Source organism: Xanthomonas sp. 3307 (assembly GCF_014199735.1).
Taxonomy (GTDB): domain Bacteria; phylum Pseudomonadota; class Gammaproteobacteria; order Xanthomonadales; family Xanthomonadaceae; genus Xanthomonas_A; species Xanthomonas_A rydalmerensis.
This window is the reverse complement of sequence record NZ_JACHOG010000004.1, coordinates 384,802-405,561: the sequence shown is the minus strand read 5'-3', so window position 1 is coordinate 405,561 and position 20,760 is coordinate 384,802. Positions and strand designations below refer to the sequence as shown.

Sequence of the window (20,760 nt, the reverse complement as noted above, 5' to 3'; positions counted from 1 at the left end):
GCCTACGCGCCCTCCGCGCTGCGCGCTCCGGGTCCGCGAACCAGACGGGATCCGCGGAAGGGGCATCCTGCCCCTGCCGCGGACGGCGCACGTCCATGTGCGCTGCCCTTCGGGTTTTTCCCGCCTGGTTCGCCGCTTCGGAAGGGAACCCGGTAAGTCAAAAGCCAGAGCAACGGCAACAGCAAGAGCCACAACCACAGCAACAGCAACAGCAACAGCCAAAGCGACACCTGCAACCGCACCGATAGCGCCGCCAGCGCGCCGGCCTCACGGCTCGCCCGATGGCACGCGAACCACCAGCGGCCGCGAGACGGAGTCGCGCGTGACCAGGCGGTGCGGCACTACGTGATTGACCCTGACGCGCTCCGCGCCAGCGGCCTGCCGGATCTCCCGCAGCAGCAGGTCGATCGCCGTGTCGGTCATGTCCGCCACCGGTTGATGGATGGTGGTCAGCTCCGGCCACACCATCGTCGATGCCGACGTATCGTCGAACCCCACTACCGACAGATCCGCCGGCACCTTCAGGCGGCGACGGTGCGCCACCGACACCACGGCCGAGGCCATGTCGTCGTTGCTCGCGAAAATCGCGCTCGGGCGCGCCTGCAAGGCCAGCAACCGTTCGGCCGCCTCCAGGCCGGCGCGATAGGTGAAGTCGCCCGGCTGCACCAGCGCGGCGTCGTAGCCGATGCCGGCATCGGCCAGGGCATCCCGGTAGCCCTGCCAGCGGTGCGCACTGGCGGTCTGGTTCGGGTCGCCGGTGATGTAGCCGATGCGGGTATGCCCGTGCGCGATCAGGTGCGACACCAGGTCATGGCTGGCGCGGCGGTCGTCGATGCGCACGCAGGAAATCCTGTCGCTGAACCGGCCGGACGCGATGGAGACGACGGGAATCCCGGCGTCGGCGAACACGGCGACGATGGCCTTCGATTCGCACAACGGTGCCGGGAGAAGCACGCCCGCCACGCTGGTGCAGAGCGTGTGCGCGGCGGCGCGGCGTGCACGCGGACCCAACCCATCCCAGGTGGCGATCACCAACTGCGCCGCCGCGCGGGTGGATCCGCGCAGCGCGCCGACCAGCAGTTCGCGCAGATAGCTGGAACTGGGATTGGTGTAGATCAACGCGATGCAGGTGTGCTGCGCCGCGGCGAGGGCGCTGGCGGCCGGGTTGGGCCGGTAATCCAGGGCGCGCACGCTGCGCATCACCCGCTCGCGCGTGCTCTCGCGTACGCCGGCATGGCCATGGGTGACGCGCGAGACGGTCATCGGCGAGACGCCCGCATGCGCCGCGACGTCGTCGATGGTGATGGCGCTCCCTCTTCGACGCGTCGTTTTGGAGGTGCTCTTCAAGGAATGCGGTCCTTTGTTGCGACGCATGATGACAAGCGATATCCCAGGTGCGTAGTCTGCGCTCGACGCGATGATAGCGCTATCAATCAGCGGCAGTCGGGCTCGGGGGGAGCCTTTATCGCGCGTCGTCTGGCAATCCTGAAACGGAGTTTTGAGTCGCAGCGAACGCACAGCGCGCTGCGATGTTCGGCGTGGAAGACGGGCATCGCCCGTGCGTGCCTCTTGGGGGAGGGGCGATACATCCATCGATCGCATGTCAGAGGGGAGAGTCATGAGCGCTTCTATGTTTCGTCGTAGCCCAGACCTGGGGGCTCGTCCATGAGCCGCACACTGGCGAAGTTCAAATCCAGGGCCATGTTCACCTTCGTCGGTGGCGTCCTGGTCATCAATCCCGCATTCGCGCAGGACGCGTCGACGCCGGCACCGGCGGCCGAGCAACAGGCGCAGAGCAGCCCGACGCAGCTGGACACCGTGCAGGTCACCGGCCTGCGCAACAGCCTCAGCCAGGCGATGGACATCAAGCGCGATTCCGCGGGTGTGGTGGATGCCATCAGTGCCGAGGACATCGGCAAGTTCCCCGATACCAACCTGGCCGAATCCCTGCAGCGCATCACCGGCATCTCCATCGAGCGACGCGACGGCGAAGGCGCACAGGTCACCGCGCGCGGCTTCGGCCCGCAGTTCAACATGGTGACGCTCAACGGGCGGCAGATGCCCGGTGCCGATGCGTTCGGCGCTGCCGGGCAGGTCGCCATCGGCGGTGTCGACGGCGGCACCCGCGCCTTCAACTTCGCCCAGCTCGCCGCCGAAGCGATCAATGGCATCGAGGTCTACAAGACCAGCCAGGCCAACATGCCCAGCGGCGGCATCGGCGCCACCATCAACATCCTGACTGCGCGCCCGTTCGACCACCAGGGCATCGTCGCCAGCGCCGGCGCCAAGGCGGTCTCCGACCGCAGCCAGCCGTTCGACGACGACCTGACGCCCGAACTGTCCGGCATCTTCAGCTACAGCAACCCGGACAAGACCTTCGGCGTCGGCGTGAGCGCGAGCTACCAGAAGCGCAAGGGCGGCTCGGTGCAGGCCACCGAGAACTACTGGAACGTGCAGCCGTGGACCGGCTCGATGCCCGGCAACCCGACCGTGGTCAACGCGCCGCAGGCCGGTGCGCTGTACGCACGACCGAACGACTTGCGCTATGCGTTCTCCGAGTTCGAGCGCGAGCGCGTCAACGGCCAGGCGGTGCTGCAGTTCGCGCCCACCGACAGCCTGACCTTGACCCTGGACTACACCTATTCGACCAACGAGATCACCGAGAATCGTGGCGAGCAGGGCATGTGGCTGCAGAACAGCAACTACACCGATGTGACGTTCGATACCAGCGGCGCGGTGGCCGTGCCGACCTACATCCGCGAAATCGCCGGCACCAAGGATTTCGGCCTCGAGCAGCAGCGCAGCATGCAGAAGTACAAGCTGGGCTCGCTCGGTCTGAACGCGGTGTGGAACGTCACCGACCGGCTCAAGCTCAGCTTCGACGCGCACGACTCGAAGAACGAAAGCCGCCCGAACGATCCGCTGACCGGTGGCGGCTCCATCTTCATGAGCATCGCCGGCACCAACAACTGCACCTCCGGTCCGCAATGCGGCGGGTCCTGGGTGCAGGAGCTGAACTTCAACAACGGCCTGCCGATCGGCACCCAGGTCTGGTATCCGAGCGACGCCGACGCCGCGGCCAGGACCAACGGCGTGGTCAACCCGGGCTTCGTGCCGGGCGAGATCGGCACGCAGGTGCTGCGGGTCAACTCGCAGAGCCAGATCAGCCAGATCAAGCAGGCCCGCGTGGATGGCGAGTGGAGCTTCGACCAGGGCCGCTTCCAGTTCGGCGTGGACAGCAACAAGTCGACCACCCATCGCATCCAGGCCGCCGAGGCGTATTCCACCCTGGGCGACTGGGGCGTGGCCAATGTCGACCGGGATACCGCTGGCGGCCTGATGAACCTGATGCAGCCGGTCAACATCATCGGCCTGTTCCATGACTACGGCGGCAGCAGTTGGCCGGCATGGCGGGGCGACGCAGGCCGGCTCGCGGAATGGGCGGCCAGCCAGTACGGCGTCGGCCTGGGCGTGAGCCCGCAGCGCGCCGCCGACAACTTCGTGGAAGAGAAGACCCGCTCGGCCTATTTCCAGGTCGAACTGGATGGCGAGCTGGCCGGCATGCGCACCAATACCCGGCTGGGCGTGCGCTACGAAACCACCGACGTGGTGTCGACCTCGGTCATCGCCACGCCCGAAGCGATCGAGTGGCAGTCCAACAACGACTTCCGCGTGGTGCTGTCCAACGAGCAGCAACCGTTCAGCGAAAAGACCAGCTACAGCTACATCCTGCCCAACCTCGATTTCAGCATCGATCTCAGCGAGACGCTGAAGGGGCGCGTCTCGTTCGGCAAGAGCATCGCGCGCGCGCCGATCGGCAACCTTTATGCCGGTCCCGGGGCACAGCAGCCATTCGGCTCGGTGCTGATCGATCCGTCCTCGCGGGCCAGCGGCACCGCACAGAACCCCTCGTTGAAGCCGCTGGAGTCCGACAACCTCGACCTGGCGCTGGAGTGGTACTTCGCCGACGCGAGCTATCTGTCGGTGACGTACTGGAACAAGTCGGTCAACAATTTCGTCGGCAATACCGTGGTGCAGGAGACACTGTACGGCCTGCGCGATCCGACCTCCGGTCCGGACGCGAGGACGGCCCTGGGGTTCCTCACCAGCGGTGCCTGCCTCGCCCAGGTCGGCCCGGCCAATGCGGCGGCCTGCTCGGCCAACGATACGTCGTTGTTCACTGCGCTGGCCTTGCTGCGCAACAACCCGGCCGGCCTGGCCGCCTACAACGGCACCGGCGCGCAGGTGCTGGCGACCGAGGCGGCCTACGATCTCTATGGCGAGGCCGACGATCCGTTGTACGAGTTCAACGTCAACCGCCCGATCAACCAGAACCAGGCCAAGCTGCATGGCTGGGAACTCGGTGGCCAGTACTTCCTCGGCGACACCGGGTTCGGCATCCTCGCCAACTACACCATCGTCAAAGGCGACGTCGGTTACGACAATGCCGGCGACCCCAGCATCGACCAGTTCGCGCTCACCGGCCTGAGCGACACCGCCAATGCGGTGCTGATGTACGAAAAGTACGGCTGGTCGGTGCGCCTGGCCTGGAACTGGCGCGACCAGTACCTGATCCTGGCCAACCAGGGCACCAGCCGCAATCCGTACTATGTGGAACCGTACGAACAGTGGGACCTCAGCGTGAACTACACGTTGAACGACAACTGGTCGTTCGGGCTGGAGGCGATCAACCTGACCGGCGAGGACGTGCGCTGGCGTTCGCGGACCTCGCAGATGATCGTCAAGCTGGCCGACCAGAGTCCGCGTTACATGCTGGGCGTTCGCTACAAGTTCTGAGGAAGGCGGAGAGGATCTCTTCGCATGTCGTCACGGGCGCCGCCGCGGTTGCGGCGGTGTCCCGTGCCAGGCTCCACCGGGAGTGCGCACCACCATGCCGCGTTACGAAATGCTCAACAACATCGCCCACCGCGACCTGCGCGTGGCCACCGACTTCGGCCCCGAGTTCGGCGATGCGGTGGGCATGGTGCCGGCCTACCCGAGCGAGTTCGCCGAGTTGCAGCGCGAGTATCCGATCTTCCTGCGCAAGGATCCGGCGACCGGCGCGTGGCAGTCCGTGGCGTTGCTGGGGTTCGAGCAGCACGAGAACCTGTTCCTGCACGAGCGGCGCTGGACGGCGTCGTATCTGCCCGGGGCGGCGGCCAAGGGGCCGTTCCTCATCGGGTTCCAGGAGCAGCGGATCGATGGCGTGCTCAGCCAGGAAGCGGTCCTGCACGTGGACATGGAGCATCCGCGGGTGACCGCGATGCAGGGCGAGCCGGTGTTCCTGCCGCAGGGCGGCAACACGCCCTATCTCGACCACATCGCCGGGGTGCTGCGCGGCATCCACGAGGGCCATGCGTTCGGCGCGGACATGTTCGCCGCGCTCGATGCACAGGGGTTGATCCAGCCCGTCGCGCTCGACGTGCAACTCGATGCGCAGCATCGGGTCGGCGTCAACGGCCTGCATGCGATCGACCGCGAACGCCTGGCCGGGCTGGACGGTCCTGCGCTGGCCGCGCTCAACCGCGCCGGCTATCTGGAGGGCGCGTACCTGATGCTGGCTTCGCTGCACAACATGCGCCGCCTGATCGCCGAGAAACAGCGACGCCTGCGCCTGCAGGATGCCGCCGGCGCGGCAGGCAGGAACTGAGCGTGCCGGACGGCGCGGCCATGCGGACACTGGAGGGCGTGCAGCCCACGGCCCTGCCATTGCAGGCGCTGGTGGCGGCCGGGGAACCGGTGGTCTTGCGCGGCATCGCGCGCGACTGGGGCTTGGTCCAGGCCGGCTTGCGCTCCACGCAGGACGCGTTGGCCTACCTGCGCGGTTTCGATGCGGGCGTGCCGGTTCCATATTCCTTCGGCGAACCCGGGATCGAGGGGCGCCCGTTCTACAACGCGGACTTCACCCAGTTGAATTTCGAGGTCCGGCGCGGACCGCTGACGCAGGTGCTGGATGCGATCGCCGCCGCCCTCGAGGATCCGCGGCCGCCCACCTACTATGTCGCGTCGCTGCCGATCGAGCGGGCGCTGCCGGGGTTCGCGCAGGCCAACGACGCCGGCCTGGCCGGGCAGGGCATCGATGCGCCGGCCAGCATCTGGATCGGCAACCGCGTCATCGCCTCCTGCCATTTCGACACGCCGGACAACCTGGCCTGCTGCGCCGTGGGCCGACGCCGCTTCACCCTGTTTCCGCCGGAGCAGATCGACAACCTGTATCCGGGACCGCTGGAACCGACGCCGGGCGGCCAGGTGGTCAGCGTCGTGGATGTCGATCGCCCCGACTTCGCGCGTTATCCGCGTTTCCGCGATGCCCTCGCCAGCGCGCAGCACGTCGAGCTGGAGCCGGGCGATGCGCTGTTCATCCCGAGCATGTGGTGGCACCACGTGCGCAGCCTGGCGCCGTTCAACGTGCTGGTGAACTACTGGTGGCGCAGCGCGCCTGCCTTTTTGCCCTCGCCGCTGACGGCGCTGCAGCACGCGATGTGGGCGCTGCGCGATCTGCCGGCACGCGAGAAGCAGGCCTGGGCGAAGCTCTTCGACTACTACGTGTTCGGTCCCGGCGAACGTGCAGGCCAGCACCTGCCCGAGGCCGCCCGGGGCGAGCTGGCCCCGTTCGACGAGGCACGGGCGCGCCGCACGCGCGCGCAGTTGCTGGCGCGGCTCAACCGCTGATGGGAGCATCGACTTGACTCTCGCCACCACAGCAGACGGACGCATCCGCAAGGTCGTCATCGCCGGCGGCGGCACCGCTGGCTGGCTGGCCGGCTGCGCGCTGGCCCACCAGTTCCGCGATCGCCTGGACATCACCCTGGTGGAGTCCGAGCAGATCGGCACGGTGGGCGTCGGCGAGTCGACCGTGCCGCCGATCCGCACCTTCCACCGCTTCCTGCAGATCGACGAGCAGGAGTTCCTGCGTGCCGTGGCCGGCACGTTCAAGCTGTCGATCTCGTTCGAGAACTGGCGTCGCCCCGGCGATCGTTTCATCCATCCGTTCGGCACCATCGGGCAGGGCACCTGGGCCACGCCGTTCCATCATTTCTGGCTGGACAGCCTGCGCCGGGGTATGCCGTCGGACCTTGGCGATTTCTGCCTGGAAAGCATCGCCTCGCGCGGCGACAAGTTCGCGCTGGACACCCAGCCGCAGGTCAGTTACGCCTACCACTTCGACGCCGCGCTCTACGCGAAATTCCTGCGCAAGAAGGCCGAAGCGCATGGCCTGCGCCGGATCGAAGGACAGATCCGCGAGGTGCGGCAACATGCGCATGACGGCTCCGTCGCGTCGTTGCTGCTGGAAGACGGGCAGATCATCGAGGGCGACCTGTTCATCGACTGCACCGGGTTCCGTGGCCTGCTGACCGAGCAGACCCTGCACACCGGCTACGAGGACTGGCACGACTGGTTGCCCAGCGATCGCGCCGTCGCGGTGCAGACCGAGGCGGTCGCGCCGCCGGTGCCGTATACCCGTGCCATCGCGCACGAGGCCGGGTGGCGCTGGCATATCGCCCTGCAGCACCGGGTCGGCTGCGGGCTGGTGTTCTCCAGTCGCCACATGTCCGACGACGAGGCGCACGCCAAGCTGCTGCGCGACGTCGACGGCCCGCCGCTGCGGGATCCGTGGCTGGTGCCGTTCCGCAGCGGGCGCAGGTTGCAGGCATGGAACAGGAACGTGGTGGCGCTGGGCCTGGCCAGCGGCTTCATCGAGCCGCTGGAATCGACCAGCATCCACCTGACCCTCAGCGCCGTGGTGCGCCTGATCCAGCTGTTTCCAAGCGAGGGCATCAGCCCGGCGCTGGTGGAGCTGTACAACACGGTCAGTCGCCAGGAGATGGAGCACGTGCGCGACTTCATCATCCTGCACTACCACGCCACCCAGCGCGACGAGCCGATGTGGAAAGCCTGCCGTGAGATGGCACTGCCCGAGTCGCTCGCGCTCCGGCTGCGCGCCTGGCGCGAACGCGCGCACGCCTGGCAGGACCCCGGCGAACTGTTCCGCGTGGATTCGTGGACCAGCGTATTGCTGGGACAGGGCATCCAGCCTGGACCGCCGCACCCGCTGGCTGCCGCCATCGACGACGCGGACCTGCGCACGCTGTTGCTGCGGATCCGCCAGCCGCTGCAGCAGGCCAGCGCGGCGATGCCGTCGCAGGCGGAGTTCATCGAACGCTATTGCAAGGCGGCGCCCGACGTCTGGCAACGGAGCGTTTCCCTGGCGTAGCAGCACATTGCTGTCGCTCAAAAATGATAGCGCTAACTAGAAGGCGGAGACGACGTGGAAGAGAGGGAGCTGGTGGCCGGAATCGATGCGGGAACGCAGAGCCTGAAGGTCGTGGTCTACGACCCGGTCGGGCGCAGCGTCGTGGCCAGCAGCAGCGCGCCGCTGGATCTGCATTCCGCCGCCGATGGCAGCCGTGAACAGCGGCCGGCCGACTGGGTCGCGGCCCTGCAGGCCTGCTTCCAGGCGATCGATCCTGCGCTGCGATCGCGCCTCGCCGCGCTGGCGGTCTCGGGCCAGCAGCACGGCTTCGTTCCGGTCGATGCGGCGGGCGAGGTGCTGGCACCGGCCAAGCTGTGGTGCGACACCAGCACCTCGGCCGAGTGCGGGCAGATCATGGACGCGGTCGGCGGCGCGGCGCGCACCATCGCGCTGGCGGGCAACCCGATCCTCACCGGTTACACCGCCTCCAAGCTGCCCTGGACCAGGACGCACCGGCCCGAGGTCTATGCGCGGCTCGCCACCATTCTGCTGCCGCACGACTACCTCAACTTCGTGCTGACCGGCCAGCGCTTCTGCGAATACGGCGACGCATCGGGTACGGGCTGGCTGGACGTGCGCACACGCACGTGGTCGGCCGAACTGCTGCGTGCGACCGATCCGCAGCGCGATCTGGCGGACTGCCTGCCGCGCTTCGCCGCGCCGGATGCGGTGTTCGATATCGACCCGGCGGCCGCCCGCCTGCTCGGCGTGCCGACGACGCTGAAGGTCGCCGTCGGTGGCGGCGACAACATGATGGCGGCGATCGGCACCGGCTGCGTCGTGCCCGGTCGCCTGGCGATGAGCCTGGGCACCTCCGGCACCTTGTTCGCCTATTCCGACACGCCGGTGGTCGACCCGGACGGCGCGTGGGCCGCGTTCTGCTCTTCCACCGGTGGCTGGCTGCCGCTGATCTGCACGATGAACTGCACCGTGGCGACTGAACAGGTCGCCGCCGCATTCGGCTTCAGCACCCGCGATGGCGATGCGCATCTGCACGCCACCGCGCCCGGCGCCGACGGCCTGGTGATGCTGCCGTTCCTCAATGGCGAGCGCACGCCGGACCTGCCGCTGGGCAAGGGCATGTTGGCAGGCCTGGACACGACCAACATGACCCCGGCCCACCTCTATCGCGCGGCGATGGAAGGGGCGACCTACAGCCTGAAATACGGCTTCGACGCATTCGTGCGCGCGGGCATGCAGTTCGAGCGCATCGTGCTGACCGGCGGCGGCAGCAACAGCGGCGCATGGCGGCAACTGGTGGCCGATGTGTTCGGCCTGCCGGTGGACGTGCCCACGCAGCCGGAAGGCGCGGCGTTCGGTGCGGCCCTGCAGGCGCTGTGGGCCGTCGGCCTGGCGCGCGGCGACGCCGCGTCCATCGCCGACATCGCGCAGCGGCATGTGGCGGTGGACCCGCAGCGGTCCGCCCGCCCGGATCCGGCGCGCACCCAGGCCTATGCCGCGGCCTATGCGCGTTTCCTGCGTCATCTCGACGCCTGCATGCCGCTGTTCCGCGGCTGATTCTCCTTTTCGCGACCCCTCCCACCACGACAGGAACCCGCACCATGCACACCCAGCCCTTTATCGGCGTCAAGGAATACTTCCCCGGCATCGGCCGCATCCCGTTCGAAGGTCGCGGTTCGGACAACCCGCTCGCCTTCAAGGTCTACGACGCGAACAAGCTCGTCGGCGGCAAGACCATGCAGGAACATCTGCGCTTTGCGGTGTGCTACTGGCACACCTTCTGCAACGCCGGGCAGGATCCGTTCGGCCCGGGCACGCGCCACTTTCCCTGGGAGGTGGGCGCGCCGATGGCCAGCGCCGAAGCGAAAGTGGATGCGGCGTTCGAATTCTTCACCAAGCTCGGCGTGCCGTACTGGTGCTTCCACGATATCGACCTGGCGCCGGACGCCGACGATGCCGCGCAGTACGAGAAGAACCTCAAGCACATGGTGGGCCTGGCCAAGGCGCGCCAGGACGCGACCGGGATGAAGCTGCTGTGGGGCACGGCCAATCTGTTCTCGCATCCGCGCTACATGAACGGTGCCGCGACCAATCCGGATTTCGCCGTGGTGGCACGGGCCGCCGTGCAGGTGAAGGCGGCGCTGGAGGCGACGGTGGAACTGAGCGGCGAGCATTACGTGTTCTGGGGCGGCCGCGAGGGCTACGCCTCGCTGGCGAACACGCAGATGCAGCGCGAACTCGACCACTTCGCGCGCTTCCTGACCATGGCGCGCGACTACGGCCGCAGCATCGGCCTGAAGGGCAACTTCCTGATCGAGCCCAAGCCGATGGAGCCGATGAAGCACCAGTACGACTTCGACAGCGCGACGGTGACGGGTTTCCTGAAGCAGCATGGCCTGGACAAGGACTTCAAGCTCAACATCGAGGCCAACCACGCCACGCTGTCCGGCCACACCTTCGAACACGACCTGCAGGTCGCCTCCGACCACGGCCTGTTGGGCAGCATCGACGCCAACCGCGGCAATGCGCAGAACGGTTGGGATACCGACCAGTTCCCGACCGACCTGTACGACACCGTGGGCGCCATGCTGGTGGTGCTGCGCCAGGGCGGCCTGGAGGGCGGCCTGAACTTCGACGCCAAGGTGCGCCGCGAGTCCACCGAGCTCGAGGATCTGTTCATCGCCCACATCGGCGGCATGGATGCGTTCGCACGCGGGCTGGAAGTCGCCCATGCGTTGCTCAACGACTCGCCCTGGGAACGGTGGCGCCAGGAGCGCTATGCCAGCTTCGACAGTGGTGCCGGCAAGGAGTTCGCGGGCGGCGCGCTCGGCCTCGCCGAGTTGGCCGCATTGGGCGCGAAGGGTGGCGAGCCACGGCAGATCAGTGGCCGGCAGGAGCGCTACGAGAACCTGATCAACCAGTACCTGCTGCGCTGAGCGCGGCGGCAAGGAGAGCGCCGTGACCGACACCCATTCCACACGCCACCACGGCGCACTGCTGGCCGCGCTGCTGCTCGCGCTTGCCGTCTGCAAGGGCGACGTCCAGGCCGCGGCGCCCGCCCGGGCGGAGGCCGGCCCCTGGCCCAACGTGACCTGGCCGCTGCCCGAGGATCCCGCGCTGGAACGGCGCCTCACCGACCTGATCGCCACCATGACGGTGGAGGAAAAGGTCGGCCAGCTGGTGCAGGGCGATATCGGCAGCCTCACCCCGGAGGACGTGCGCAAGTATCGATTGGGGTCGATCCTGGCCGGCGGCAACTCCGATCCCGGCGGCCGCTACGATGCCGCGCCGGCCGAATGGCTGGCGCTGGCCGATACGTTCTATGCGGCGTCGATGGACACCTCCAAGGGCGGCAAGGCGATCCCGGTGCTGTTCGGCATCGATGCGGTGCACGGGCAGAGCAACATCGTCGGCGCGACCCTGTTTCCGCACAACATCGCCCTGGGCGCGACCCGCAACCCGGCGCTGCTGCGGCGGATCGGCGAAATCACCGCGCTGGAGACCCGTGCCACCGGCATGGAGTGGACCTTCGCGCCGACCGTGGCGGTGCCGCAGGACGACCGCTGGGGCCGCACCTACGAGGGCTATTCCGAGTCGCCCGAGGTGGTGGCCAGCTATGCCGGGGCGATGGTCGAGGGACTGCAGGGCAAGGTGGGAACGCGCGACTTCCTCGATGGCCGCCATGTGATCGCCTCGGTCAAGCATTTCCTCGGCGATGGCGGCACCACCGACGGCCGGGACCAGGGCGACACCAGAATCGGTGAGGCCGAACTGGTGCGCATCCATGCCGCCGGCTATCCCCCGGCGATCGCCGCGGGCGCGCAGACCGCGATGGCCTCCTTCAACAGCGTCAACGGCGAAAAGATGCATGGCCACAAGGCCTACCTGACCGACGCGCTGAAGGGACGCATGCACTTCGGCGGCTTCGTGGTGGGCGACTGGAACGGCCACGGGCAGGTCAAGGGCTGCACGCCCACCGATTGCCCCGCCACCATCAACGCCGGCCTGGACATGGCCATGGCCTCGGACAGTTGGAAGGGCTTCTACACGACCACATTGGCGGCGGTGAAGAACGGCACCATTTCCCGGCAACGCCTGGACGATGCGGTGCGCCGGATCCTGCGGGTCAAGATGCGGCTGGGCCTGTTCGAGGCGGGCAAGCCATCGTCGCGCGCGGTCGGTGGCCAGTTCGCGCTGATCGGCGCCCCGGCGCATCGCGCGGTGGCGCGGCAGGCGGTGCGCGAGTCGCTGGTGCTGCTGAAGAACCAGGGCGGCGTGCTGCCGCTGTCGCCGAAGCAACACATCCTGGTGGCCGGCGACGGTGCCAACGACGTCGGCAAGCAGGCCGGCGGATGGACGCTGAACTGGCAGGGCACCGGCACCACCCGCAAGGACTTCCCGAACGCGGACACCATCTACGAGGGCTTCGCGCAGCAGGCCAAGGCCGCAGGCGGCGAGGCCGTGCTTTCGGTCGACGGCAGATACACGACCAAGCCGGACGTCGCCGTGGTGGTGTTCGGCGAAAACCCGTACGCGGAGTTCCAGGGCGATCGGCCGACCCTGGCCTACAAGCCGGGCGACGACACGGACCTGGCGCTGATCAAGCGGTTGAAGGCCGATGGCATCCCGGTCGTCGCAGTGTTCCTCAGCGGGCGCCCGCTGTGGGTCAACCGCGAACTCAATGCCGCCGATGCCTTCGTGGCGGCGTGGCTGCCAGGCTCGGAAGGCGCGGGCATCGCCGACGTGCTGCTGCGCACTCCGCAGGGCGGCGTGCAGCACGACTTCAAGGGCAAGCTCAGCTTCAGTTGGCCGCGCACGGCCACGCAATACGCCAACAACGTGGGGCAGAAGGGCTACGACCCGCTGTTCGCCTTCGGCTTCGGCCTGCGCTATGCCGACAACGGCGATCTGGCCAGGCTGCCCGAGGTTTCCGGCCTCACCGGCAACGAAGGCGCGGCCGGGGTGTTCTTCGTCCGCGGCGCGGCCGGCCCGGGCATGGCGCTGCGCCTGGAGAGCAGCACCGGGCAGGGCGTGACCGTCACCCGGGTGCCGGAATCGCTCGATGGCGGCGCGCTGAAGGTCACCGGCGTGGATCACCTGGCGCAGGAAGATGGCCGCCGCCTTGCCTGGTCGGGCGGTCGCGAGGCCGTGGTGGCGCTGCAGTCGCATACGCCGTTGGACCTGCAGCGCGAGAGCAACGGCGACCTGATGCTGTTGACCACGCTGCGGGTCGACGCCGCACCGCAGGGCGAGGCATGGCTGGCGGTCGGCTGCGGCAGCGGCTGCACCGCGCGGGTCGCGATCGGGCCGACGCTAGCCAAGCTGCCGGTCGGCCAATGGAAACGCGTGGGCGTGCCGCTCAAGTGCCTTGCCGCGGCCGGTGCGGATCTGAGCAAGCTGGAGCGTCCGTGGGCGTTGACCACGGCGGGCACGATGACGCTGTCGGTGTCGCGGGTCGCGCTCGGTGCATTGAACGAAGCGGAGGCCACCGTCGCATGTCCGAGCACGTGAGCATGCGACCTGCGCTAGCGGCCCTTGGGCGGGCTGGCGACCGAACCGCGCAGCACCAGCCGGTGCGGGACCACGTGGTCGCTGGACATGCGCGCGTCGTCGCGCTTGCGGCGGATGCTGCGCAGCAGGATGTCGATGGCGGCATCGGCCATCGAGGCGATCGGTTGGTGGATGGTGGTGAGCTCGGGCCAGACGGTGGTGGCGGCCGAGGTGTCGTCGAAGCCCACCACCGACAGGTCGCGCGGCACTTCCAGGCCGCGCCGATGCGCGACCGAGATCGCTGCCGCGCCCATGTCGTCGTTGCTGGCGAAGATCGCGGTCGGCGGGCGGCGGTGCGACAGCAGCTTCTCGGCGGCGGCGAGCCCGGAGCGGTAGGTGTAGTCGCCCTGCTGGACCAGGCCGGGTTCGACCTTCAGCCCGGCCTCCTGCAGGGCGGTGACGAAGCCCTCGTAGCGCCGCGCGCTGGCGCTGAGGTCCTGGCGCCCGCGGATGAAGCCGATGCGCCGGTGGCCGTGCTGGATCAGATGCTCGGCCATCTCCTTGCCGGCGTGGAAATCGTCGATGCGCACGCAGGAGATTGCGTCGCTGAGGCGCCCGGCGGCGATCGCGACCACCGGAATGCCCGCCTTGACCAGTTCGGTCACCGCCGCCTGCGACTCGCACAGCGGCGGCGGCAGGATCACGCCATCCACGCGGCCGCCCAAGGCGCGCGCGGCCTTGCGCTCGGCGTCGGGGTCCAGGTCTTCCCAGTAATGGATGACCAACTGGATGGCGGCGTTGGACGCGACGCGCAGCAAGCCGACCAGCAGTTCGCGCAGGTAGGCGCCGCTGGGGTTGGTGTAGATCAGCGCGATGCGCGTGTGCTGCGCGGCGGCCAGCGAACTGGCCGCCAGGTTGGGCGTGTAGCCCAGTTCGCGCACCGCGCGCATCACGCGCTCGCGGGTGGCGTCGCGCACCTTGCCCTGGTTGATCGCGCGCGACACCGTCATCGGCGACACCCCGGCCAAGGCCGCCACCTCGTCGATCGTGACCCCGCTGGTCTTGCGGCGGACCGATTTCTTCGGCTTGTCCAAAACGCGTTCCCTTTGTTCTTCTTGACGTTGGCGCGCCGCGGGCACGCCGTCAGCTTACAAGGTTTGTTGGCGGTGCTTGGGCGTCGTGCGCATGTCATGCGGTGTCAGTGGATGGCGTGCGCTGCCATGGCGCTGATGGTCTGCGCAGGCAGCGTGCATGCGGAGGATGGCGCTGCGTTGTGGCTGCGGTATCTGCCTTCGCAAGGCGCTGCGCGCACGGCGGAGTTGGATGAGGTAGTGGCGCCGGAGCAGACCCCGACGCAGCGTGCGGCGCGCGATGAACTGATACGCGGCCTCACCGGCCTGCTGGGCCGCGCGCCGGCGACGCGTGCGGTCGCGACCGGCGATCATGCGGTGGTGCTGGGCACGCCGCAGTCGTCGCCAGCGCTTGCGCCGTTCCGCGAGGAGATCGCGTCGCTGGGCGAGGAGGGCTACCTGCTCAAGCGCGCCCGCATCGACGGGCACGCGGTGTTGCTGGTGGCCGCACGTCGCGACATCGGCGTGCTGTACGGGGTGTTCCATCTGCTGCGGCTGCTGCAGACCGGTGCGTCGCTGGACGCGCTCGAGGTGTATGAGTCGCCACGGATCCAACTGCGCGTGCTCGACCATTGGGACGATCTGGACGGCCATGTCGAGCGCGGCTACGCAGGCCGCTCGTTGTGGGACTGGCAAAGCCTGCCGGAGTGGCGCGACCCGCGTTACACGGACTATGCGCGGGCCAATGCCTCGCTGGGCATCAACGGCACGGTACTGAACAACGTCAACGCCAACGCGCAGAGCCTGGCGCCGGCCTATCTCGACAAGGCGGCGGCGCTGGCGGACGTGTTCCGGCCCTACGGCATCCGCGTGTACCTGAGCGCGCGCTTCAGCGCGCCCATCGAATTGGGCGGGCTGAAGACTGCCGATCCGCTCGACCCGGCCGTGCAGCGCTGGTGGCGCGACAAGGTCGATGACATCTACGCGCGGATTCCGGATTTCGGCGGCTTCCTGGTCAAGGCCAATTCGGAAGGGCAGCCCGGCCCGCAGGACTATGGCCGTTCGCATGCCGACGGCGCCAACCTGCTGGCCGATGCGCTGGCGCCGCACGGCGGCGTGGTGATGTGGCGGGCCTTCGTCTACGCCCACGACGTGCCGGTGGACCGTGCCATGCAGGCCTACACCGAGTTCGCCGGCCTCGACGGCGCGTTCCGCCCGAACGTGATCGTGCAGGTCAAGAACGGGCCCATCGATTTCCAGCCGCGCGAGCCGTTCCATCCGCTGTTCGGCGCGATGCCGCGCACGCCGCTGATGCTGGAATTCCAGATCACCAAGGAGTATCTGGGCTTTGCCACGCACCTGGTGTACCTGGGGCCGTTGTACGAGGAAGTGCTGCAGTCCGACACCCACGCCCGCGGCGCGGGCGCCACGGTGGCGGACGTGGTGGACGGTTCGCTGGAAGGCCATGCCCTGAGCGGCATCGCAGGCGTCGCCAACATCGGCAACGACCGCACCTGGAGCGGCTCGCACTTCGACCAGGCCAATTGGTATGCGTTCGGCCGTCTCGCCTGGAATCCGCATCGCTCCGCCCGTGCCATCGCGGCGGAATGGGCGGCGATGACGTTTTCGCCGAGGCCCGAGGTGGTGCAGCCCATCGTCGGGATGATGATGGCCTCGCGCGAGGCCGCGGTGAACTACATGACCCCGCTGGGCCTGCACCACCTGATGGCGCGCGGCCACCACTACGGTCCCGGCCCTTGGGTGGACGGCGGCCCGCGCGCGGATTGGACCTCGGTGTACTACCACCGCGCCGATCGCGACGGCATCGGCTTCGACCGCACCGCTCGCGGCAGCAATGCGGTGAGCCAGTACGCGCCCGAGGTGGCGGCCGTGTATGGCGACCTGGCGCGGGTGCCCGAGCCGCTGCTGTTGTGGTTCCACCACGTGCCGTGGGATCACCGCATGGCCTCCGGGCGGCCGTTGTGGGACGAGCTGGTCGGCCGCTATTCGCAGGGCGTGCGCCAGGTGCAGGCCATGCAGGCCACCTGGGACGGCCTGCGCGGCAAGGTGGATGCCGAGCGGCATGCGCAGGTCGCGGCGTTCCTGCGCATCCAGCTGCGCGAAGCGCAGTGGTGGCGCGATGCCAGCGTGGCGTACTTCCAGTCGGTGAGCGGTCGGCCCTTGCCCCCAGGCGAAACCGCGCCGCCGCACTCGCTGGCCTGGTACCAGGCCCTGCAGTTTCCCTCCGCACCCGGAGATGGACGATGAAGCCGACAACGTGGACGGGCTGGCTGCTGGCGATGGTTTCAGGAGCCTGCGCGATGCCATGCATGGCGCAGCAGGCGACGCCGCCGCTGTTGCATCCGCTGTTCCAGGATCACGCCGTGCTGCAACGCGACCGGGCGATTCCGGTGTGGGGCCACGCCGCGCCGGGCGCCACGGTGTCGGTGACATTCGCACGGCAGTCGGTCAGTGCACGCGCCGATGCCGGAGGTCGCTGGCACGCGACGCTGCAGCCTACCGCCGCCGGCGGTCCCTACGACATGACCGTGCGCGCGGGGCAGGACCGCCAGGTGGTGCGCGATGTGCTGATGGGCGATGTCTGGCTGTGTTCCGGGCAGTCGAACATGGAGCTGCCGGTGTGGCGCGCGCTGGATGCGAGCAGCGAACTGGCCGCCGCCGTCCAGCCGAGCATCCGCCTGTTCGCCGTGCCCAAGGCCGCGGCGGTCACGCCGCAGGACATGTTTCCGACCGACGTCGCGTGGCGACCCGCATCGCCGGGGACGGTGCGCAATTTCTCCGCTGCCTGCTTCTACTTCGCGCGCGAGCTGCAGAAGACAGTTAAGGTGCCGATGGGCCTGATCCAGGCGGCCTGGGGCGGCGCGCGCATCGAGGCCTGGACCAGCGCCGACGCCCTGCGCGCGCAAGGCGGCATGGACGATGCGCTGGACGTGCTGGCGCTGTACGCCACCGACCCCGTCGCCGCGAGCGCACGCTGGGGCCGGCACTGGCAACAGTGGTGGACCACGCGCGCCGGTACCAAGCCGGGCGATACACCCTGGCAGCCCGGCGCGGACCGCACGCGGTGGCAGGACGCGCCGGCCACGCTCGGCGCCTGGGAACGTTGGGGCGTGCCCGCGCTCGCCGCCTACAACGGCATGGTCTGGTACCGCACGCAGGTCACCCTGACCGCCGCACAGGCGGCGCAGGGCGCACGGCTCGTGCTGGGGCCGGTCGACGAGACGGACATGACCTGGGTCAACGGCGTGGCCGTGGGCAGCCAGAACGCGCCAAGCGATCCGCGCCGGTATGCGCTGCCGCCCGGCCTGTTGAAAGCGGGCGTCAACACGGTGGTCGTCAACGTGCTGGACACCTACGGCGAGGGCGGACTGGCAGGCCCCGCGAGCGCCCATGCCGTGCAACTGGACGATGGCACGCGGATCGTCCTGGATGGGCATTGGCAGTATCGCGTGGCGCCCGATCCACAGTCCCCGCCGCTGGCGCCGTGGCATGCGGCCTCCGGCATGTCGACGCTGTACAACGGCATGATCGCGCCGCTGGGCAACGACGGCCTGCGCGGCATCGTCTGGTACCAGGGCGAATCCAATGCCGGCGAGGGCGCCGTCTATGCGACACGGCTGCGCCACCTGCGCGACGACTGGCGCAGGCAGTTCGGCGCGGCGCTGCCGTTGCTGGTGGTGCAACTGGCCGGCTACGGCCGCCCACCGCAGACACCGACGGAGAGCGGCTGGGCGCAGCTGCGCGAGGCGCAGCGCCGCGTCGTTGCAGAAGATCCGCACTCCGGGCTCGCGGTGGCCATCGACATCGGCGATGCCTACGACATCCATCCGCCCAACAAGCAGGAACTGGGGCGGCGCCTGGCGCGGGTGGCGCGTCACGTGGTCTACGGCGAACGCGCATTGGCGCCGTCCGGCCCGACGCCACGCACGGCAGCGCGCACGCAGGGCGCGGTGCGGATCGTGTTCGACGACGTCGACGGCAGCCTGGTCACGACCGGTGCGAACGGTCCCATCGGCTTCGAACTCTGCGATGCGCAGGCGCAGCACTGCCGGTATGCCGACGCCACGCTGGACGGGCGCGACGTCGTCCTGCACAGCCCGCAGGCCGCATCCGCCACGCGCGTGCGCTACTGCTGGGCCGATGGTCCGATCTGCACGCTGCGCGACAGGTCCGGGGCGCCGGCGGGACCGTTCGAACTCGCAGTTTCCGAGGAGATTCCCTGATGCGTCCGCTGCTCGCCTCGGCCCTCCTGCTGTTGTCCGCTGCGCTGCAGCCGCTGTGGGCCGCGCCTGCGCCACCGGTCTACTTCGACTGGTTCGAATACGCCGGGCGCGACGCGGCCTTCGATGCACCGCTGCCAGCAGGCCATTACCGCAACCCGATCCTGGCCGGCTTCCACGCCGACCCGAGCATCGTGCGCGCGAACGGGCGGTTCTACCTGGTCAATTCCAGCTTCACCTACTTCCCCGGCATTCCGGTGTTCGAGAGCGTGGATCTGGTGCATTGGAAGCAGATCGGCAACGTGATCGACCGCCCGACGCAACTGGACTTCGATGGCCTGAGCGTGTCGCGCGGCATCTTCGCGCCGGCCATCGCCTATCACGACGGCATGTTCTACGTGGTCACCACGGCCGTGGACAGCGGTGGCAACTTCATCGCCACCGCGCGCGATCCCGCCGGTCCCTGGTCGGACCCGCACTGGCTGCCGGGCATCGGTGGCATCGACCCGTCGCTGTTCTTCGATGCCGACGGTCGCGTCTACCTGCTCAACAACGACGAGCCGCCCGGCCCGCCGCGTTACGACGGCCATCGCGCGATCTGGATGCAGCAGCTCGACCTGGCGAGCTTCACCCCGGTGGGGCCGCGCAAGGTGCTGATCGACGGCGGCGTGGAGCCGGCGAAGAATCCGATCTGGATCGAGGGGCCACATCTGTATCGCCGCGATGGCTGGTACTACCTCTCCGATGCCGAAGGCGGCACCGGGCCGCAGCACTCCCAAGTGGTGTTGCGCAGCCGCGACGTCTGGGGGCCTTACGCGCCGTACGCGGGCAATCCCATCCTCACCCAGCGCGACCTGCCCGACAACCGGCCGCTGCCGATCGCCAATGCCGGGCATGCGGACCTGGTGGAAGGGCCGGACGGGTCCTGGTGGGCGGTGTTCCTGGCCAGCCGCACCTACGACGTGCGCCACTACAACACCGGGCGCGAGACCTACCTGCTGCCGGTGCAGTGGCGCGACGGCTGGCCGCTGATCCTGCCGGCCGGGCAGGCCATCCCCTATGCGGTCCAGGCGCCGTCGTGGATGCAGGGCGAGGCCTCGCAGGCGCCTTCCACCGGCAACTTTGTCGAGCGCGATGAGTTCGACACGCCGACGCTCGGCCGCGGCTGGTTGCGTGTGCGCGTGCCCAAGCGGGACTGGGCGGACCTGCGCACGCGCCCGGGCAGTCTGGCCGTGCATCCGTTGCCGGAGAACCTGGACACCTTGCGCAACCCCGCCTTCCTGGGGCGCCGCCAGCAGCACCTGCGCTTCGAGGCCAGCACCGCACTGACGCAGCCGGCGGCAGGCGTGGCAGCGGGGCTTGCGGCGTTCCAGAACGAGGATTGGTGGTACTTCCTCGGCGTGCGCCGTGTGGGACGCGATCGCGTGGAGGTCTTCCTGGAGGCGCGCGAGGGCAAGGGCGCGACCAGAACCCTGGCCAGCCGCGAACTGGATGCGTCGACGTCGTTGCGCCTGAAGATCGCGGGTGACGAAGGGGCGTATGCATTCGCGTTCGATACCGGTGCGGGGCAGGGCTGGCAGACGCTCGCCGACGATGTCGACGGGACCGTGTTGAATACGGATCGTGCAGGCGGCTTCGTGAGCGCCCTGCTCGGTCCCTTCGCGCGCGACGAGCGCGCCTCGAGGAGCAAATGATGATGCGCAGGTCTTCCCTTCCTTCCGCCCGCCCTGGCCGCCTCGTCCGC

12 protein-coding genes are annotated in these 20,760 nt (G+C 68.8%); 10 read left to right on the top strand and 2 right to left on the bottom strand.

Features of this window, described 5'->3' with window-relative positions; genetic code table 11:
- Positions 1–267 precede the first annotated feature (267 nt).
- Positions 268–1,263, bottom strand: coding sequence for a LacI family DNA-binding transcriptional regulator (locus GGR64_RS12980; RefSeq protein WP_260303017.1), 996 nt, complete (start codon positions 1,261–1,263; stop codon positions 268–270).
- Between the two features lie 402 nt (positions 1,264–1,665).
- Here GGR64_RS12980 and GGR64_RS12975 point away from each other — a divergent pair, with 402 nt between their 5' ends.
- The 7 genes from GGR64_RS12975 to GGR64_RS12945 all read left to right on the top strand — a co-directional run bounded on the left by GGR64_RS12975 (position 1,666) and on the right by GGR64_RS12945 (position 13,726).
- Positions 1,666–4,797, top strand: coding sequence for a TonB-dependent receptor (locus GGR64_RS12975; RefSeq protein ID WP_184447389.1), 3,132 nt, complete (start codon positions 1,666–1,668; stop codon positions 4,795–4,797).
- Positions 4,798–4,891: 94 nt separating this feature from the next.
- Entirely contained in the window at positions 4,892–5,650 is a 759-nt protein-coding gene (locus GGR64_RS12970; protein WP_184646320.1) for a SapC family protein, read from the top strand.
- A gap of 20 nt (positions 5,651–5,670) precedes the next feature.
- The gene (locus GGR64_RS12965; RefSeq protein WP_184646318.1) at positions 5,671–6,672 is read left to right on the top strand and encodes a cupin-like domain-containing protein; all 1,002 of its coding nucleotides are present in this window, start codon (positions 5,671–5,673) and stop codon (positions 6,670–6,672) included.
- A 13-nt stretch (positions 6,673–6,685) separates the two neighbouring features.
- A complete protein-coding gene (locus GGR64_RS12960; RefSeq protein ID WP_184646316.1) occupies positions 6,686–8,215 on the top strand; it encodes a tryptophan halogenase family protein in 1,530 nt (509 codons plus the stop codon).
- A 54-nt stretch (positions 8,216–8,269) separates the two neighbouring features.
- Positions 8,270–9,772, top strand: coding sequence for a xylulokinase (gene xylB / locus GGR64_RS12955; RefSeq protein WP_184646314.1), 1,503 nt, complete (start codon positions 8,270–8,272; stop codon positions 9,770–9,772).
- Positions 9,773–9,816: 44 nt separating this feature from the next.
- Positions 9,817–11,151 carry a xylose isomerase gene (gene xylA / locus GGR64_RS12950; protein WP_184646312.1) on the top strand — a complete coding sequence of 445 codons (1,335 nt, stop codon included), beginning with the start codon at positions 9,817–9,819 and terminating at the stop codon, positions 11,149–11,151.
- A 22-nt stretch (positions 11,152–11,173) separates the two neighbouring features.
- Positions 11,174–13,726, top strand: coding sequence for an exo 1,3/1,4-beta-D-glucan glucohydrolase (locus GGR64_RS12945; RefSeq protein ID WP_184646310.1), 2,553 nt, complete (start codon positions 11,174–11,176; stop codon positions 13,724–13,726).
- 14 nt (positions 13,727–13,740) lie between these two features.
- Here the strand turns inward: GGR64_RS12945 and GGR64_RS12940 are convergent, their stop codons facing one another.
- Positions 13,741–14,799, bottom strand: a complete 1,059-nt coding sequence (locus GGR64_RS12940; protein WP_160968756.1) for a LacI family DNA-binding transcriptional regulator — start codon at positions 14,797–14,799, stop codon at positions 13,741–13,743.
- A gap of 111 nt (positions 14,800–14,910) precedes the next feature.
- On the opposite strand from GGR64_RS12940, the gene GGR64_RS12935 reads away from it, so the two are divergent.
- From GGR64_RS12935 to GGR64_RS12925, 3 genes are read left to right on the top strand one after another with little or no spacing between them, the layout of a single operon-like run.
- Complete coding sequence (locus GGR64_RS12935) at positions 14,911–17,043, top strand: alpha-glucuronidase family glycosyl hydrolase (RefSeq protein WP_260303010.1); 2,133 nt, start codon at positions 14,911–14,913, stop codon at positions 17,041–17,043.
- The gene (locus tag GGR64_RS12930; RefSeq protein ID WP_184646308.1) at positions 17,040–19,019 is read left to right on the top strand and encodes a sialate O-acetylesterase; all 1,980 of its coding nucleotides are present in this window, start codon (positions 17,040–17,042) and stop codon (positions 19,017–19,019) included. The genes GGR64_RS12935 and GGR64_RS12930 overlap by 4 nt, the downstream gene beginning before the upstream one ends.
- On the top strand, positions 19,019–20,710 hold the full coding sequence (locus GGR64_RS12925; RefSeq protein WP_184646306.1) for a glycoside hydrolase family 43 protein: 1,692 nt from the start codon (positions 19,019–19,021) through the stop codon (positions 20,708–20,710). The genes GGR64_RS12930 and GGR64_RS12925 overlap by 1 nt, the downstream gene beginning before the upstream one ends.
- The last annotated feature ends 50 nt before the right edge of the window (positions 20,711–20,760 follow it).